Annotated in this window: 18 protein-coding genes; 9 read left to right on the top strand and 9 right to left on the bottom strand. The window is 38.1% G+C overall.

The window, feature by feature from the left end; translation table 11 throughout:
• The first annotated feature begins 119 nt into the window (after nt 1–119).
• The 3 genes from AC1M9K_RS05975 to AC1M9K_RS05965 are packed head-to-tail and all read left to right on the top strand — an operon-like array spanning nt 120 to nt 2594.
• Entirely contained in the window at nt 120–659 is a 540-nt protein-coding gene (locus tag AC1M9K_RS05975) for a DUF924 family protein (RefSeq protein ID WP_481586903.1), read from the top strand.
• A gap of 35 nt (nt 660–694) precedes the next feature.
• Nucleotides 695–1249, top strand: coding sequence for a CC0125/CC1285 family lipoprotein (locus tag AC1M9K_RS05970; protein WP_481588773.1), 555 nt, complete (start codon nt 695–697; stop codon nt 1247–1249).
• 37 nt (nt 1250–1286) lie between these two features.
• Complete coding sequence (locus AC1M9K_RS05965) at nt 1287–2594, top strand: DUF445 domain-containing protein (protein WP_092766548.1); 1308 nt, start codon at nt 1287–1289, stop codon at nt 2592–2594.
• Nucleotides 2595–2781: 187 nt separating this feature from the next.
• Here AC1M9K_RS05965 and thrH read toward each other — a convergent pair whose 3' ends face one another.
• From thrH to AC1M9K_RS05950, 3 genes are read right to left on the bottom strand one after another with little or no spacing between them, the layout of a single operon-like run.
• On the bottom strand, nt 2782–3414 hold the full coding sequence (thrH, locus tag AC1M9K_RS05960; RefSeq protein ID WP_481588772.1) for a bifunctional phosphoserine phosphatase/homoserine phosphotransferase ThrH: 633 nt from the start codon (nt 3412–3414) through the stop codon (nt 2782–2784).
• Nucleotides 3415–3426: 12 nt separating this feature from the next.
• A complete protein-coding gene (locus tag AC1M9K_RS05955; protein WP_035264787.1) occupies nt 3427–4035 on the bottom strand; it encodes a LysE family translocator in 609 nt (202 codons plus the stop codon).
• Nucleotides 4036–4038: 3 nt separating this feature from the next.
• Nucleotides 4039–4809: a 2OG-Fe dioxygenase family protein gene (locus tag AC1M9K_RS05950; RefSeq protein ID WP_481588771.1), complete on the bottom strand. Its 771-nt coding sequence runs from the start codon at nt 4807–4809 to the stop codon at nt 4039–4041.
• A 97-nt stretch (nt 4810–4906) separates the two neighbouring features.
• Between AC1M9K_RS05950 and AC1M9K_RS05945 the strand changes: the two genes are divergently transcribed.
• The 3 genes from AC1M9K_RS05945 (at nt 4907) to AC1M9K_RS05935 (ending at nt 8570) form a co-directional block, all read left to right on the top strand.
• Nucleotides 4907–5779 carry a LysR family transcriptional regulator gene (locus tag AC1M9K_RS05945; protein ID WP_481588770.1) on the top strand — a complete coding sequence of 291 codons (873 nt, stop codon included), beginning with the start codon at nt 4907–4909 and terminating at the stop codon, nt 5777–5779.
• A gap of 155 nt (nt 5780–5934) precedes the next feature.
• Nucleotides 5935–7098 (top strand): methionine aminotransferase, encoded by a 1164-nt coding sequence (locus AC1M9K_RS05940; RefSeq protein WP_481588769.1) that lies wholly within the window; start codon nt 5935–5937, stop codon nt 7096–7098.
• A gap of 104 nt (nt 7099–7202) precedes the next feature.
• Nucleotides 7203–8570, top strand: coding sequence for an MATE family efflux transporter (locus AC1M9K_RS05935; protein ID WP_481588768.1), 1368 nt, complete (start codon nt 7203–7205; stop codon nt 8568–8570).
• A gap of 51 nt (nt 8571–8621) precedes the next feature.
• Here the strand turns inward: AC1M9K_RS05935 and AC1M9K_RS05930 are convergent, their stop codons facing one another.
• Nucleotides 8622–9467 carry an SDR family NAD(P)-dependent oxidoreductase gene (locus AC1M9K_RS05930; protein ID WP_035264797.1) on the bottom strand — a complete coding sequence of 282 codons (846 nt, stop codon included), beginning with the start codon at nt 9465–9467 and terminating at the stop codon, nt 8622–8624.
• Nucleotides 9468–9665: 198 nt separating this feature from the next.
• Between AC1M9K_RS05930 and AC1M9K_RS05925 the strand changes: the two genes are divergently transcribed.
• The 3 genes from AC1M9K_RS05925 to phoR all read left to right on the top strand — a co-directional run bounded on the left by AC1M9K_RS05925 (nt 9666) and on the right by phoR (nt 12663).
• Entirely contained in the window at nt 9666–10352 is a 687-nt protein-coding gene (locus AC1M9K_RS05925) for a TetR/AcrR family transcriptional regulator (protein ID WP_481588767.1), read from the top strand.
• 228 nt (nt 10353–10580) lie between these two features.
• Nucleotides 10581–11291, top strand: a complete 711-nt coding sequence (gene phoB, locus AC1M9K_RS05920; RefSeq protein ID WP_035264799.1) for a phosphate regulon transcriptional regulator PhoB — start codon at nt 10581–10583, stop codon at nt 11289–11291.
• 10 nt (nt 11292–11301) lie between these two features.
• On the top strand, nt 11302–12663 hold the full coding sequence (gene phoR / locus AC1M9K_RS05915) for a phosphate regulon sensor histidine kinase PhoR (RefSeq protein ID WP_180028380.1): 1362 nt from the start codon (nt 11302–11304) through the stop codon (nt 12661–12663).
• A 43-nt stretch (nt 12664–12706) separates the two neighbouring features.
• On the opposite strand, the gene asd is transcribed toward phoR, so the two are convergent.
• From asd to AC1M9K_RS05890, 5 genes are all read right to left on the bottom strand, one after another.
• Nucleotides 12707–13555 carry an archaetidylserine decarboxylase gene (asd, locus tag AC1M9K_RS05910; RefSeq protein ID WP_179999637.1) on the bottom strand — a complete coding sequence of 283 codons (849 nt, stop codon included), beginning with the start codon at nt 13553–13555 and terminating at the stop codon, nt 12707–12709.
• Entirely contained in the window at nt 13552–14400 is an 849-nt protein-coding gene (locus AC1M9K_RS05905; RefSeq protein ID WP_180028378.1) for a sulfurtransferase, read from the bottom strand. Before AC1M9K_RS05905 ends, asd begins: the two co-directional genes overlap by 4 nt.
• Nucleotides 14401–14511: 111 nt before the next feature.
• Nucleotides 14512–15714 (bottom strand): nicotinate phosphoribosyltransferase, encoded by a 1203-nt coding sequence (pncB, locus tag AC1M9K_RS05900; protein ID WP_035264803.1) that lies wholly within the window; start codon nt 15712–15714, stop codon nt 14512–14514.
• Nucleotides 15715–15827: 113 nt separating this feature from the next.
• On the bottom strand, nt 15828–16331 hold the full coding sequence (locus tag AC1M9K_RS05895; protein WP_035264806.1) for an ankyrin repeat domain-containing protein: 504 nt from the start codon (nt 16329–16331) through the stop codon (nt 15828–15830).
• A gap of 139 nt (nt 16332–16470) precedes the next feature.
• Entirely contained in the window at nt 16471–17985 is a 1515-nt protein-coding gene (locus AC1M9K_RS05890) for a catalase (RefSeq protein ID WP_035264807.1), read from the bottom strand.
• Nucleotides 17986–18145 lie beyond the last annotated feature (160 nt).

The following is an 18145-nucleotide window of genomic DNA, read 5'->3' as shown; positions in this document are numbered from 1 at the left end:
TATACATTTCAGTTGGATAAACCTTTTATTTTGGCAAATTTTTAACACAATCTTAGTCTTTAAGACATCTGAAATTTGTGATTTTATTGCAGAATAAATGCTAACAAACTGTAAAGAATATGAATTATCACAACGTTATAGATTTTTGGTTCAGTGCTGAAACTCAACCGCATTGGTTTGCGAAAAGCGATGCTTTCGATCAACTTATTCAAGCGCAATTTGGTCACACCATCCAACAAGCTGCCGCAGGCGAACTATGGACATGGCGGGAAACTGCTTTAGGACGCTTAGCAGAAATCATTGTCTTGGATCAATTTTCTCGTAATGTTTATCGTGGCAAACCTGAATCTTTTGCCCAAGATCCATTAGCACTTGGGCTAGCTCAAGAAGCGGTTCGTCTTGGCTTAGATCTCGAACTGGAACCTGAACAACGTAGCTTCTTATATATGCCTTTCATGCATAGCGAATCAAAAATCATTCACACTCAAGCACTTCGTTTGTTTGAGGCATTAGGCAACCCTGTAAATTTAGACTTTGAGAAGAAGCATCAAGTCATCATTGAACGTTTCGGTCGCTATCCTCATCGTAATGAAATTTTAAATCGTCTCTCTACACCTGAGGAAATAGAATTTTTAAAACAGCCAAACAGTAGCTTCTAAATTGATATTGATACAACAGACTTCAGGAGAGCGAAATGAAGAACTTATGCATGATTTTGGGATTATCTGGCATGATCCTGCTGTCTGGTTGTGTCACGACGCCAAGTAAACCGCCTACATTTGATCAGCTTGGGCAATTCGCAACTATTCCCTTGAACCAATCAACGTATCGTATTAGTTTTCAAGGCTCATCCAACATGAGCTATGGTACAGCTGAAGAAATAACCTTACTTAAAGCTGCACAAACAACGGTCAAACAGGGCTATCATTTTTTTAAAGTCCAAGATGATCCAAGCAATCGCACACAACAACCACCTCGTCAAGCTGTGGTTTATTCCAATCCTTACCCGTATGGTTATGGATATCGTAGACATCCTATGTTCTTTGATCCTTTTTATGATGTGCCACAGGTGGTCAGTTTAGAGCCAGTTCAAGTAGCCTATACCATCACCTGTTTTAAAGATCAAAAAACAGCACCTCAAGATGCTTTTGATGCACGTTTAATTTTACAGGCCTTAGGGTCTAAATATGGTTTAAGTGCTACAGGCGACGTACTGCCTGTACAAACACAGCCTTCTCTATCACAATAAAATAATATTAATACAACAGCTTACATAGGAATTATGCATGAGTGCATCACCAACAATGACTACCCCTAGTCTGGATCGAAGCAAACGATTTGCCATGATCGCACTGGTTGTCGCTGTATTGGCTTGGATATCGCTCATGGTGGCTGCCAAAATTTTTCCAGAATATGTTTGGCTTATTCATATTTTAATGTTGTCTGCTGAAGCAGGTGTGGTTGGTGGTTTAGCAGATTGGTATGCCATTACGGTTTTGTTTCGGAACCCATTCGGCCGTATCCCTATTCCTAAGTTTTTAAAAGATCACACCGAAATTATTCCACGTAACAAAGCGCGTATTGCAGAATCCATGGGACGTTTTGTTCAAGAAAACTTCCTATCGCCACAGATTGTGGCAAAAAGCTTGAGTCAAACAGATGTGAGTTTGGCAGTAGGACAATGGCTAGCCAATCCAGATAACAATCGTCAAGTGACTCAAGTGATTCAACAGACAGTGCCTAAAGTTTTTGAGTTTGTTGGACAAGAACAAGTCGGTAGGTTTATTCAAACTAACAGTGTGCAATGGGTAAAGAACACTCAAATCAATACCCTGGCCAGTGAAATGATTCGTGCCGTATTAGAAAATGACTTCCACCAAGATGTTTTACAACGTGGTCTCGATGTTGCGCACGGTTGGGTGACTTCACATCCTGAACAAACTCGGGAGCTAACCCGCACCCTATTTAAAGAACTCGGAGTGTGGCGTTTAGCCAAAGGCGCAAGTTGGATCGGTATCGATGTTCAACAAAGAACGATTGACTCTTTAATAGAGCGTGTCGAGTCAATGTTGGCAGATCCAGAGCATCCATGGCGTCAAAAAATTGAGAGTATTGCACAGCATTTAATGACTGAACTGGCAAATCCTGAAAGTCAGGCGAGTCTTAAATTAAATGAAACTAAAAATGCATTGTTAGATAGTCCTCAAGTTTTAAATTTTATTACTGGTGCCGTCGTCATTCTGTGCAATGCCATTCGTGAAGATTTGGAGAAAGCAGATTCAGGTATAGCTGAAAATTTACGTGTTGCGATTCAACAAGTCGGTCAAAACATCATTTCCAATCCTGCATTACGCCAATTATTAAATGAAAAAATGAGTTCAATGGCAGTCAATCTCAGTGATCAATACAGCGAAAAAGTCATTTTATTTATCAGTGAACGCATTCACGAATGGGACTCACGAGAAATGATCGATAAAATTGAAAATGAAGTCGGTGGTGACTTACATATGATTCGCGTCAACGGTGTTGTCGTTGGTGCATTTATCGGTTTAGTGTTAGGGATCATCCGAGCAGCAGTTGAATTTTTGATTTAACTTAGAAATGAAATTTAAATTTGGTCGCTGACTAAAATTGAATTCATTGTGAATTGACGTCATCAAAAAGCCCATTTCTGCATGAATGGGCTGTATTTATTATTCTTAATCCATTTAAAGAACTAAGCTATCACTAGAGTCATTCCTATCTGCTTCATCTTATATAAACCATAATAATATTATAAGGTTACATAATTTTTTTACGATTTAAATGTGAAATAATATCTTGATAAGAGTCTACTTTACAAAAATAAGCTGGGGAGTTCTTTCTCACGTCTTCTGAGGGTTGAAATAAAAAACCATAATCAACTAAATGCAACATCGAAAAATCATTGAATGCATCACCGATCGCAATACTATTGGTCATTGAAACGTTTTCTTTTTGGAACTTTACAATAATTTCATGTTTCCCTTTATCTCGTGTATACAGAACATTTTCTATAAATCCATCTGGTCCAATTTCTAAGTGATGACAATATGTATTTTTAACAGGAAGATTTAATTTTTCAAAAAAGGGAAGTAAAAACTCATAAAAGCAATCTGAAATAATGTTAACTTCAAAATTTTCAGCCTTTTGCAAATATTCTAAAAACTCCTTAGCATCTGGAATGACATCCAGTTCTTTAATGTCATCGATTAATTGTTTTAAAGGAATTTTATTTTCTTTCAGTAAATTAATTCTAAATTCCATCAGAGACTTATAGTCTGCGACTTCTCGAGTTGTAATCGCCAACTCTGGGATATTGTATACATTTGAAAAGTGTTTCCATATTTCAGGGACAAGAACACCTTCCATATCGATAAAAGCCATCTTTTTCATATTGCTACCCTATTATTGAAATTTAGCAAACAGAAGTGCTATCCCTAGCAGACATAATACAGTTCCAATCACTCTGTTAATCTGTACTTGCTTAGCTAACATTTTCTGTCTTAAAACAATCGATGAAAAAAGCAAAGCCACCAATCCAAACCATAAAAAATGAGCAAAAGACATAAATAGCCCATAACCGACCAGAATCGCTTTCGGCGTACTCACACTGATGATCTGAGTGTATGTACTAATCACAAATAAAGTCGTTTTAGGATTAAGTGCATTGGTGAAAAAGCCATATTTCACTGCTTGAAAAGGATTAATTGCAGCAGTTGATGACGTCTCGACAACCGGACTTTGTACAAAAGTTTTATAACCGATATAGATGAGATAGATGGCTCCAATATACTTCACAATATTTAGAATTTGAGGTGTATACGCCATGACAAATGCGACAGCAATGAGCGTATAAGTCACATGAATCAACACACCTAAAGAAATTCCCAGTGAAGTGAGAACACCTATCCTTCTACCATATAAGTAACTGTTTTTTGTCACGATAGCGAAATCAGCACCAGGACTCACAACAGCGAGTATGGTGATGAGAATAACTGCTATAAACTCACCCATTCATTATGCCTTTTTAAACGTGATCACTAATACATCTCTTAATCCAATATCACCCAACGTAAAATCATTGACTTTGATTTCCGTTACGCTGTGATAGACCTGATGATCATCCACAAGTGCGATATCTAAAAAATTTTCAAGCATAAGTTCTGCTTTCAAATTCTTATTCAAGTCATAAATTCGGGTCATTCCACCTTGAACATTTTGACGGTTGATCATGGCCATTAAAACGAAATCCACCCCATCGCGATGTATCCCCTCAGGGGTTGGCTTACCACTATCGTTAAATTTTGCTTCAATGCGAAATTGATGCGCTTCGATAAACCAATTTTCAGTTTCAATTTCTGAAAAGGTGAGATATGCGAATTGTAGTAAATTTCTAAAAATTGGATTTTCAATTGTATTTTTATCAATCTCTGAAAAATATCTCGCAATTCCACCATTCAAAGTGTTGTATTCAATCGTCTGAAAATGAGGAATATAAGAATTTTTCAGTAAAATTTTATGCTTATCATTAATAGTAAAAGTTGCATGTTTTCTTGTTCGATATTTACCTTTATCCGACATAAATTGATCTAAATCTAGAGCGTTCCAACTGTCTATAAAATCACTGACATCTTGCTCATTAACATCGTGGAAATTATTATTTTTCTGTATTTCTTGGAATGTATTTAAATCAATAAACGTATAACCCTTGTTGATTATCTCTTTTGAATATGTGTATTCATCGAGATGCTGCTTGTTAAATGGACTGAATTTTAATATATTTTCCATTGTATTAGCTTTATTTTGCTTTTGGTAATCTTCATTTTGAACAAAAGTTAAAAAAATAAAATCAATAAAATCGACTAAAAATACATGAGTTTTTAGAATGATAGAAAAAATATCTTTGAATTCACTGAAGTTTTTTTATTTTGTCGCTAAATACAGCAGTGTCACGATTGCAGCAAAGAAATTATTTGTTACGCAAAGTGCCGTCAGTAAGCAAATTTACAATCTCGAAGAAATATTAAATATCACATTATTTGAACGACGAAATAAAACCTTGATACTCACCAAAGAAGGAGAAACTCTTTTTCATTGCGCTCAGAATATTTTCAATCGATTGGATGATTGTTTAATTGGACTAACTCAAAATAAAACTGAAAACAAACAATTGGTACTGTCATGTGAACCAACCATTTCGATGAAGTGGTTAATTCCACGACTTGTTGAATTTAAAAAACTTGGACATGATTTTGAAATAGTTTTGCTCACAGGTGGTGGTGTAGTCGACTTTGAAAAAGATAATATCGATATCGCTATACGAAGAAATGATTTTGAATGGGGGTCGCATCTGTTTAGTGAGAAAATTGGCGATGAATATATTGTGGCAGTCCAAGCATCTCACCACCCTAAAACCAAAGAATTGTTAATTTCTAAATCACGCCCTTATTTTTCAAAAAAATTACACCAATTGGATGAACTCAAAGATATTTTGAAGAAACATTCCAAAATAGAATTAGAGCATTTTTACTTATGTTTAGAAGGCTGCTTGGCTGGCTTAGGAAAGACGATCATTTCTATCTACATGATTGAAAAAGAATTAGAGCTCAAGTCTGTAAAAAAAATAACACCAATTCTTCAGGATGGTTCTGCCTATTATCTACTGTCCCATACTAGATTTATTGAAGATCCTCGGAAGATTATTTTTTTAAATTGGTTAAAAAATGAAATGAAGCAAAGTCAGATCAATCATTTTTAACATGAGATCACATAGATCATCTAAGGTTTTAAACTTAATTGAAGATCATTAGAATCTTATGAGAATTAAAACGAATATGTCGCAGATATTTGTATTTAGTGCAGGCATTTCAACTGCTAAACTACGAAGAAACGGGCTAAATATTACTATCCAGCATGATTAAAATTGAATCTAAATTACCAGACTTAGGTGTCACTATTTTTAGCGTGATGTCAGCACTCGCCCAAAAGTTGAACGCGTTAAATCTTTCTCAAGGTTTTCCTGATTTTCCACCTCCTCCTGAATTAATTGCAGCTTTAGCTCAAGCCACACAACAAGGCTATAACCAATATCCACCTGGTGACGGTCTGCTGAGTTTAAGACAAAAAATTGCAGCCCAATTCTGCCAACGAGACCAAGTCGATTTAGACCCGATCAGCGAAATTACCATTACACCTGGTGCAACGACTGCAATTTTGTGTGCGATTCAAGCTGTTGTAAATGCTGGAGATGAAGTAATTATTTTCGATCCTGCTTATGACAGTTATGCACCTGCAGTGAAACTCGCTGGGGCGCAAGCGATCCATATCAACTTGGTACATCCAGACTTCCATGTTGACTGGAATGTGGTGAAAGATCGAATAAATGAACGAACGCGATTAATCATTGTAAATACACCACATAATCCCTCAGGTGCAATTTGGTCCAAGCAAGATTGGCAACAACTGATCGAGTTGATTCAGGATAAAAACATTTGTGTACTTTCTGACGAGGTCTATGAACATTTAGTGTTTGATGGTCAACAACATTATTCTGCGCTTAGTTTTCCTGAACTTCGAGATCGTAGTTTTGTGATTGGTTCATTCGGAAAAACGTTTCATGTTACTGGTTGGAAAACTGGATATTGCGTTGCACCTCAGGCACTGATGAAAGTATTTCGTCAAATTTATCAATTTGCCAATTTCTGTGGTGTCCATCCGATTCAAGTCGCGCTTAATCAATTCATCGAACAACATCCTGAACATATTTTAGATCTCCCCAATTTTTATCAAGCTAAACGTGACTTATTCATCCATGGAATTCAACATTCAAAATTTCAATATCTGCCGTCACCAGGAACTTATTTTCAAAACTTAGATTTCAGTACACTAAGACCTGAGCTCACAGATATAGAAATGTGCCAATATCTTGCAGAACAACACAAACTGGTAGCTATTCCTATATCAGTGTTTTATCAACAGCCACCTCAAGATCTGAAGCTCATTCGGGTCTGTTTTGCAAAACGAGAGGAAACCTTGCATCTTGCAGGAGAAATTTTAACGAAGGTTCAATCACAATAACGAAAAGAGACGAGACGGATTACTTTATTACTAAAGCAATTTGAATGATAAGGTGTTAAGGTCAATCCGTTGATATAGAAAACAATAATGGATAAGACTTATATATGGCGAGAACCTTACGGCCGATTGATGAACCTGGTTTCTGGAAAGTTTTTTTAGTTTTTTTAGTTCCGCTGATTGCAACCAATATCCTGCAAAATTTATCAGGCACAATTAATACGATCTTCGTCGGGCAAATGATGGGCGTCCAAGCAATTGCTGCTGTTTCCGTCTTCTTCCCTATTTTGTTCTGTCTCTTGGCTTTCGTAATTGGGCTTTCGGCTGGCTCGACGGTATTGGTTGGTCAAGCGTGGGGAGCACAAAATTTAGAAAAAGTAAGAGCGGTTGTCGGCTCTACTATTTTTATGACATTGATCGGCGGGACGATTATTGCCATTTTAGGTGTTCTATCTGCACGCCACATTCTTGAGTCCTTGGGCACAGACCCAAGTGTCATGCATTTATCTTTGCCTTATGTTCAATGGATGTTAGCAGGTAGCCCACTCCTTTTTATTTATATTATTTATACCTCTATTTTACGTGGTGTCGGTGATAGCATTACACCTCTCATCGCTTTGGGAATGACCAGTTTAATTGGGCTCTTTATTACCCCTGTTCTCATCGCTGGATATTTTGGATTTCCTCAATTGGGTATCATTGCACCTGCCATCGCCACGATTGTGGGTTATCTGGCCGTGCTTATTTTTCTGTACGTTTATTTAAATAAAAAAAATCATCCATTACGTCCAGATTTAGCAATGTGTAAACATGTACGCCACAATCCTGAACTAAGCAAAATTATTCTCAGGCTTGGCGTTCCTACTGGCATTCAAATGGTCACGACTTCTGTGGCAGGTTTAGTCATTGTCGGCTTGGTCAATCGCTATGGTTCAGAAGCAACAGCTGCTTATGGCGCAGTCAATCAGGTTTTGAACTATATCCAATTCCCTGCTCTGTCTATCGCAATTGCCGCTTCTATTTTTGGGGCTCAAGCGATTGGTGCAGGTAAAGCGGATTCTTTATCACGTGTAACTAAAACAGCACTGGGCATGAATTTTGTCTTTACAGGCGGGCTCGTAATCTTGGCTTATTTGTTCTCAAAATATCTCATGGCATTATTTATTACAGATGATAAAGTTGTGATACTCGGGCAACAATTATTGTTTATTGTGCTGTGGTCAATTTTATTTTTTGGCGCGAGTGCTATTTTCGCCTCAATTATGCGTGCAAGTGGCACTGTCACTATGCCAATGATCATCAATATAGTGGCCATACTCTGTATTGAACTCCCAGCAGCTTATCTATTTAGCGCATGGTGGGGGCTGGCGGGAATCTGGTACGCTTATGCTTTGGCTTTCGTTTGCTTATGTGTGATACAAGGTTTGTATTATCAATTTGTTTGGAAAAAGAAAACTGTTCAAGTACTGATTTAAATTAAAAATCAAGAAAATAAAAAACCCGCATGACGCGGGTTTTTTTAACGATTATTTAGAATCGAAACGTTTACTCATTTTAGTCGCAAATGCAGTCACTTTTTGATAGCCCGTTGGCATAACACGTTGCATTAAATCAATCACTTTCGCATCGTTACCAATCAGTAAACGACGGCGATCTTTTTGCACTGCTTCTAGAATTTGACGCGCTGCTTCTTCAGGTGGACAACGTAATAACTTATCAAATGTCTGTGCAGATTTCTGTGGATTCATGCCCAAAGATTTTAAACTGTCATTCATTTTTGCAGCTTTCGCAATATTGGTACGAATGCCACCTGGATGTACGCAAAGCGCGCTCACACCCACATTTTCAATATCTAGCTCTTGACGAAGAGATTCAGTGAAACCACGTACAGCAAATTTAGTTGCATTATAAGCAGACTGAGTTGGTTGCGCAGTTAAACCGAATAGACTTGAAATGTTGATAATGTGTCCATCACCTGTTTTCTTAATATATGGTAAGAATTCTTTGGTGCCGTACACGACACCCCAGAAGTTAATGTTAACAATCCATTCCAACTCTTCGTATGTTGCGCCTTCAACGGTCGAACCCAATGCCACCCCAGCATTGTTGAAAATCATGTTCACTGAACCATGATTCTGTACAGTTTCAGCCGCCCATGCTTTAACTTCGTCACGATTCGCAACATCTACTTTCTTGGTTGTGACTCGTACATTTGCATTCTTCGTCAGTTCAACTGTTTCTGCTAAGCCCTTTTCATTTACGTCACTTAAAGACAAATGACAACCTTGCTTGGCCAGTAACACCGCAAGTTGTTGACCAATACCAGAACCTGCACCTGTGATTGCAGCCACTTTGTTTTTAAAATTTTTCATTGTGAATCCTTTTTTTGATTTTTATGCACCACAGCATTGATCTGGGTCATTCATGTTCACTATAATTTTGACAATTATTATTGTCAATGTAACTATCGACCATTTTTATTGTTACTATAGACCAATTTAGTATCTTTAACTGATCAGTACTCTATACTGACCGCAGCATAACACTTTTATAAAAAGACTCGAATTGCTATGAACCCAGAGAACCTCACTCCATCAGAACACGAGCAAGCGATTGAAAAGCCTCCCACAAAAGAGCGTCAATTTAAAGGGATGTCCTTAACTGAACGCAAACAAGCGCGTCGTGAGAAACTTATTGAAGCGGGTATTGAAGCATATGGAACTCATGGTTTTTTCTCAGTAACCGTTAAAGATATTTGCACACAAGCGAAATTAACTGAACGTTACTTTTATGAATCTTTTAAGAAAAGTGAAAACTTATTCCAAACGATCTTTTTAGAACTGATTGAGAAGCTTCAACAAACATTAATGCAAGCTATTATGAAAGCCTCTCCTGAGCCTCTCAACATGATTGATGCAGGTCTAAATGCGTTCTTTAGTTTTTTAGAAGATGATCCGCGTACCGCTCGGATTATTTATATTGATGCAATGCTCGTCCAAGAACTTCATAATCATGCAACCATTCAAGAAACAATGGGCCGTTTCGACCGAATGATTCATGCCTTTGTCACATTAATGATGCCACATACCCATCTCACTGAAAAAGAGATCTCCTTGATTGCAACTGGTCTAAATGGCTATGTCACTCAAGTTGCTGTTCGATGGGTAGTAGGTGGTTTTAAACTTCCACGTGCTGAGGTCGTTCAGGCATGTAAAACCGTTTTTCTCGCCCTATTGAATGATCTAATGAAAAAGTAGCATCAAATTAAGATGAAGAAATTGTGACAAATCGTAAGTAAATTTAAGATATTGATTTAATTTAAAATTAATAAATATCAATGAGACAAAATATCAGCCTAATTGTCACAAAACATTGCTATATTTAACTTCGATTTCCATCTTGCAATGATACTGTCATAATTAATCTTTGTAATAAGCCTGTCATAAATATAAAACGGTTCACCGTTCATCATAGGATATTGCGTTGTGAAAGATGACTACATTTTAATTGTCGACGACGAGCTCCCAATTCGGGAAATGATCCATACTTCTTTAGATATGGCAGGCTTTCAATGCTTGGAAGCAGAAGATGCGAAACAAGCACATCAAATGATTGTTGATCAACGTCCAGCGCTTATCCTACTCGACTGGATGTTACCGGGTGGCGTGAGTGGCGTAGATTTGTGTCGTCGCCTTAAGCGTGATGAAACACTTTCAGAAATTCCAGTCATTATGTTGACTGCGCGTGGCGAAGAAGACCATAAAGTTCAAGGTCTTGATGCTGGAGCAGATGACTATATGACGAAACCATTTTCAACACGTGAGTTGGTATCCCGTATTAAAGCGGTGTTAAGACGTGCAAATGCGTTAAATGGCGAAAAAACCATTGATGCAAATGGCTTAATTCTTGACCCAGTAAGCCAACGTGTCAGCTATAATCAAAATATTCTTGATATGGGGCCAACAGAATATCGTCTATTGGCATTCTTTATGACTCATCCAGAACGTGCCTATACCCGTGCTCAATTACTTGATCAGGTATGGGGTGGAAATGTGTATATTGAAGACAGAACCATCGACGTCCATATCCGTCGCTTACGTAAGGTGCTCGAACCTTATGGTGCAGACCGTTATGTTCAAACTGTGCGTGGTACTGGCTATCGTTTTTCAACACGAGCTGATGTTGCTTTAGGTTAATTTAGATTTTATGTACGAACCCTACCCCGTCCCAGAATTGGCACGTGAACATCAAAAGTTTCTATATAGCAGTTTATGGACTTTTGCCAAGCAAGACTTACGTTTACTGGTATTTCTACTGATTATTGCGGGCTGTATCGGGTTAGGGATTGGCTATCTTTGGATATGCTTAGGCATTGCCTGTCTCATATTTTTTGGTATCCAATTACGCTCATTATATTTAGTCAATGATTGGATTTCGAATCGTCCTTACGATGTACCACCAAATTTAAATGGAATCTGGGGGGCATTACTGTTCAATGTATATCGGGCTCAACGCCAAGAACGTATTGTTCAGTCTGAAATGGTTGGACTGATCGATCGAACTCAATCTTCTCTCGTAGCTTTATCAGAAGCGATTATTCTTACGGATGATTCCCATCAAATCGAATGGTGGAATCCTGCTGCGGAAAAACTATTTGGGATTCAAGCTGTTGATCGTGGCCGTAACCTGCTCACGATTATTCGCCAACCTGATTTTATTGAGTATTTTCATAATACCCATCAAGCACCAGATGGTGTAAAAATTAAATTGGTGAACCATGATAATAAGTATGCGCAAATTAAACTGACTCGCTTTGGCAATGAAAGTCGCCTCTTAGTTGCGCACGACATTACCCGTATGAAAAATCTCGAGCAAATGCGTTCAGATTTTGTTGATAATATTTCACATGAATTAAGAACACCACTCACAGTGTTAAGTGGGTATATCGAAACATTCACAGATCAAGAAGATATCAATCCGCGTTGGAAACGTGCCTTTGAACAAATGCAATCGCAAACTAAACGCATGAATGCATTGGTCAATGATCTTTTGCTTTTGTCTCGTTTAGAAAATGAAAAACAAATTGCGAAAAATCAAATTATCGAAATGCCAAGTTTAATGAACCATCTGTTCGATGACGCGCAAGCTTACAATATTGATTATGGTCATACACTTAACCTTGATATAGACAGCCACTGTGACTTAATTGGTTCAGATATGGAATTGGCGAGTGCGTTTAGTAACTTAATTACCAATGCCATAAAGTACACCCCGAAAGGTGGCACCATTACCATCGGCTGGCATGATGATGGGGAACGTGGCTATTTTTCTGTTCAGGATACTGGTATTGGAATTGATCCAAAACACTTACCGCGTTTAACTGAGCGTTTTTATCGTGTGGATAGTGCACGCAGTCGTCAAACAGGTGGTACTGGTTTAGGCCTTGCGATCGTTAAGCACGTACTTATGCAACATGGCGCACATATTGAAATCGAGTCGAAAGAAAACGAAGGCTCTACATTTATTGCCGTGTTTCCCAAAGAACGCTTGTATAAAATACACGAATAAAAAAAAAGCGCCTTAGGCGCTTTTTTTTATTCAGAAGATATACTCAAATAAGATGACCCAACGCTTCACCCATTACTACAGTTGAGTTCGCCTTGAATGCTTGGTCCCATTGCATTTTATCTTTCTCAAACAAAACTACAGCCGTTGAACCCAAATAAAAACGTCCGAGCTCATCACCTTTTTCAAGTTTCATCGCATGATGGTTCAGCTCTAAGCGACCTGTTGGTTTTACTTTACCTGTCGCAACAGTTTCAATTCCAGCAACAATCATTGCACCAACTAAAACAACAGCCATACGACCAACATCAGTATCGAATAAACATACCATTCGTTCATTACGTGCAAACAAACCCGGAATATTTTCAGCTGTAGTTTGGTTGACTGAAAATAATTCACCTGGAATATATAAAGTTTCAGTCAATGTGCCAGAATAAGGCATATGCACACGATGATAATCACGCGGTGATAAGTACACGGTTGCAAATTCACCATTTTTGAATGGTGCTGCCAATTGAGGATCACCAATTAACTTTTCAACTGAAAAGCTTTGACCTTTTGCCTGAAAAATATCGCCCTCATTGATTTTACCTAATTGTGAAATTGCACCGTCTGCAGGTGACACGACACTTTTAGGATTAGGATCAATTGAACGAACGCCTGTTTTCAAAGAGCGAGTGAAAAACTCATTAAAGGATTTAAATTTCAAGGCATTTTGTTGCTCAGCAATTGACATATCAATGCCATATTTTGCTTTAAATGCTTGAATGACAACATTCTTTAATACTGGGTTTTCACTAGCTGCGACTTTACCCACCAAACGGCTGAGTTTTTGTTGCGGGACGATTTGCTGCGCTTGAATAAATAGTTTCTTTTTTAAATTTGTCAGACTCACTCAGGTGACTCTCCAGTAATGATTGGACTGTCGAGGCGGTTGCCCCACTCGCTCCACGCACCATCATAAGCTTGGATATCCCAACCCAGTAATCGACCAATAATGTAAGCTAAACCTGAACGGTGATGAGACTGACAATATACGACGACTGGCTGATCAAATTGAAAGCCCAATTGTTCTAAACGTTGTTGCGTGCGTTCTAAGGGGTGCAATTTTAAATGATTTTGACGATTAAGTGCAGTACTCCACTCAAAATGTCTAGCCGTTGGAATATGTCCACCACGACGTGCCGCGAGACGTTGCCCGGTATACTCCTCAGCCGTTCGGCAGTCCCATACTTGGCAAGTTTTATTTTCAATTTTTTTTATTAAAGTTGAATAATCAATACGGTGTTGATCAACATTGGATGTCTTAACTTGAAAAAGACATGTGACTGGCTGAACCTCTTCAACTTCTGAAGAAGTAGGATAGTTAGCGCCTAACCATGCATGAATACCACCATTTAATAAACTGGTGTTATAAAAACCCATACAGTGTAGATTCCAGATCAGTCGACCAGCCCATGCCCCACCTTCATCATCATAGACCACGACATGATGCTCAGGTGATATGTTTAATATCTGGACTAGCTGCTGAAGCCCTTCATCATCAGGCAATAAACCCGTAGTTTGTTCCTCTTGGCGCACTAAAAATTTTGGCTTCAGATGTATAGCATGCGGAATATGTAATTGCTCATAGACCGAACTTCGGGTCAAATCAACAATACGTAACTTTTCACTTCCTAAATGAGGAACAAGTTGTTCTGCTTCAATGAGCAGACCGAAATCAAAAGCGTTAGTGGTCATATTTATTGAATAGTTCTATTGGCCTTGTTCAAATCTTAGCACAAGACTTTTTCAAAATTATTCTGATTTTTTGCATGGTATTAGCAAAAAATCAGAAAAGGGAAATTATGATTAAGGAGACTCAACATCAAATACCTGACGCAAATATGCGAGGAAGGTATCATTATCAGTCATCGTTTTTCCTGGACTATCAGAGAGTTTAGCTACCGATTGACCATTGCATTCGACTAACTTTAAAACAATATTCAAAGCAGTTTGTCCCATATCATTGGTGAGGTTAGTACCAATCCCGAAACTGACTTGGAAACGATCTTTAAAATATTGATGCAAATCCCATGCCTTCTCTAAGTTTAGACCATCACTGAAAGTGAGCATTTTAGTTTTGCTGTCAATTTTTAATTTTTTATAATGTGCGTAGGCTTTATCGCCCCACTCATATGGATCACCACTGTCATGTCGTAGACCATCAAACAATTTGGCAAAATACAAATCAAAGTCTCTTAGGAATGCATCCATACCAACAACATCTGTCAGTGCAATGCCTAAATCTCCGCGATATTCCTGCACCCAAGTTTCAAGTGCAGCTTTTTGGAAATCACGTAAGCGAACATCAAGTGCTTGGAAAGCTTGTAAAAATTCATGCGCCATCGTACCAATGGGTGTAATACCCAACTGCTTTGCCAATAAAACATTACTTGTGCCACGAAAAATATGTGGTGCAGCCTTATTAAACTCTTCCACCACATGTTTCTGCCAGTCAAAACTATAGCGACGGCGTGTTCCAAAATCGGAAACAAGAAATGGTGGATCATTCGGTTGTTGACTACTTTCATAGTGTTTCAACAATTCAATTTTAGCTTTAAGACGGCGCTCTCCTTCTGCCAATACCTGCTCATCGCGAATACGACGAAAATAGAGTTCATTGACGATTGCAAGCACGAAAATTTCAAACATCATTGCTTGAACCATAGGTCCTTCGATACGGATATCTAAACGGCCTTGATCATCGATACTGGCTTTAATAAAGCGGCGCTTAAGTTGAAATAATTCTAAATAGTCTACAAAATCACTTTTAATAAAGCGCAAACTTCTTAAATATTGTAATTCATCTTCTTTAAATTTGAGCTGACACAGTAAATCTAACTGTTCGTTCAGTTCCTCTAATATATCCACGAGTGGATAGGCTGTATCTTCAAGGTTACGACAACGAAATTGATAGACACTATCCGTTTGAGGAAATTGATGTAATACCACTTGTAACATCGTGAATTTATACAAGTCAGTATCAAGTAAGGATTGAATAATGGCAGACATATTATTTTTCAGTTTTTAGCAACTTATTGCATTAAAGCATATTTTGTTGCGATTCATAGCTCGTTTTAGTAATTGTCGAAGATTATTCGACTAATTACTAAAACTTAAACTGATTATTTTTTTGCATTGTCTTGACTATATGACTCAGTCAAAGCTTTCAATGCTTTATCTTGCCCAATAACTTTTGCGAATTCTTCTGTGGTCTTGTGTCCTGTCTGTTTTGCTTGAGCATCACAATCGACCTGGCGTAATTGTTTGGCAATCGACCATTCAAGCTTAAAGATAGCACCCATCAAAGCTGTATTACCCTTATTATCACGAGCACAGCGGTCTGCGCCGTTTTCCAATAGAGTCGTTACAATATCTTGATGACCATAGTAGGTCGCCATCATTAATGGTGTAAAACCAGCATGGTTTTTAATATTGACTGGAAAACCATGTTTCAAAAATTCATGAATAACTTCTTTGTTTCCTGTTTTCGCTGCTGCAAAAAATAAGTCAATCACTTCTTTCTGATCTGATTGTTGTGAGCCACTGACAGACGTCGTTTGAGCGTGAAGCATTACTGAACTTAAACTCAGTAAAGCGATTAATAAACTATATACAATATTTTTCATTCTTCCCTCACCTGAGTTTAAATTCGATAACGAATGCCTGTAAAACTCCCCTAGGGTTGCAGGAAAGGAATTGAGTTTTACAGGACTTTTTTGAGGTGACACCTTAGACCCTAATCACCAATTCAAAGACTAATCTTGATTAGTCTTTTAAAGCTGCCGCTTTCGCTTTAACAGTCGCTAAGTTACCGTTTACAGCTTTAGTCATACGTGTGCCGTAATCCGCATCTGCTTTATAGAAATAAGACAACATGATGTGTTTAGTTTCTGAATCTTTTACGTTACCAAGATCAGCTGCTAAGTTCATAATGAGGTCAGATTTCTCTTTAGCAGAGTATGAACGGTATAAATCACCCGCTTGCTTAAAGTTTTGCTCTTTCACACCACGTTGCTGAACTGTGCCAGAAAGTGGAGTTTCAACAGCACGTGCTTTAGGAGTCGATGGTTTTGGCTCCATTCGGCTTGGTTCATAGTTCACGTTAGATGAAGTTGCACCAACATTCATATAACCATCTTGGTTATTGTTGTTCACATTTACCAATGGACGGTTTACTGGAATTTGCTGGTGATTTGCACCCAAACGGTACATTTGTGTATCAGAGTAAGAGAAGATACGACCTTGAAGTAAGCGGTCTTCTGATGGCTCGATACCTGGTACTAAATTACCTGGTGCTAAAGCAACTTGTTCCGTTTCTTGGAAGAAATTCTTCGGCATACGATTTAATGTCAAAGTACCCACTTTTGTTTCTGGTACTAAATCAGTAGGCCAGATTTTAGTTGGATCAAGTGGATCGAAATCGAAGCTATTCAAATCTTTAGGATCCAACACTTGGATATAAAGATCCCATTTCGGGAAATTGCCCGCATTGATGTTCTTATAAAGATCATTCGTTAAGTGGTTGAAGTCTTTACCTTGTAATTCAGCAGCTTCTTTAACGTTTAGACCTTTAACACCTTGCTTAGAACGGAAGTTAAATTTAACGTATTTATATTCGCCTTTATCGTTGTACAATTTAAATGCATGTACACCGAAACCGTCTTGTTCACGGTAGCTCGTAGGAACACCTTGGTTACCATATACATAAGTCAACATATTTGTTGCCCATGGCTGGCTAGACAAGAAGTCAAATACGCGATTAGCGTCTTGAACGTTGTCAATTGGGCTTGGTTTCATTGCGTGGATGAAGTCTGGGAACTTGATCGCATCACGAATGAAGAATACAGGCGTTTGGTTACCAACTAAATCCCAGTTACCTTCTTGAGTATAAAACTTAATTGCGAAGCCATGTGGGTCACGTAAAGTTTCTGGAGAATGCTTACCATGAATTACTGTAGAGAAGCGTAAGAATACTGGAGTTTTCGTACCTGCTTTGAAAAGTGAAGCAATAGTAAGATCTGATAAATCTTTAGTTGCAACGAATTCACCATAAGCTCCCGTACCACGTGCGTGTACAACACGCTCAGGGATACGCTCACGACCGAAACGTTGAAGTTTTTGAATCAACTGTACATCTTGTAATAATACAGAACCATTTGGACCTGCAGTGATTGAATTTTGGTTATCACCCACTGGTGCGCCGTTATCTTTTGTTAATGGTGCAGCTGATGCTGCTGTCGCAGTTGCAAGCATTGCAACCAACATTGAACGCTTAAACATCGTTTTCTCTCTCAAATTTACCTTTCCTGCAGGCGTAAAGTACCTTCTTTAACAAAATTGGTAAAAAGGTTAATTTTTATTATTTCAATCGTTTTATTAGATTAAAAATATATGCTCTGCTTAATTCTTTATTTATGAATAATTTAGCCAACACAATGAC

It is taken from the genome of Acinetobacter sp. 24-47-67 (genome assembly GCF_056779735.1).
The sequence above is the reverse complement of the archived record's forward strand: the minus strand, read 5'-3'. Positions and strand labels throughout refer to the sequence as shown.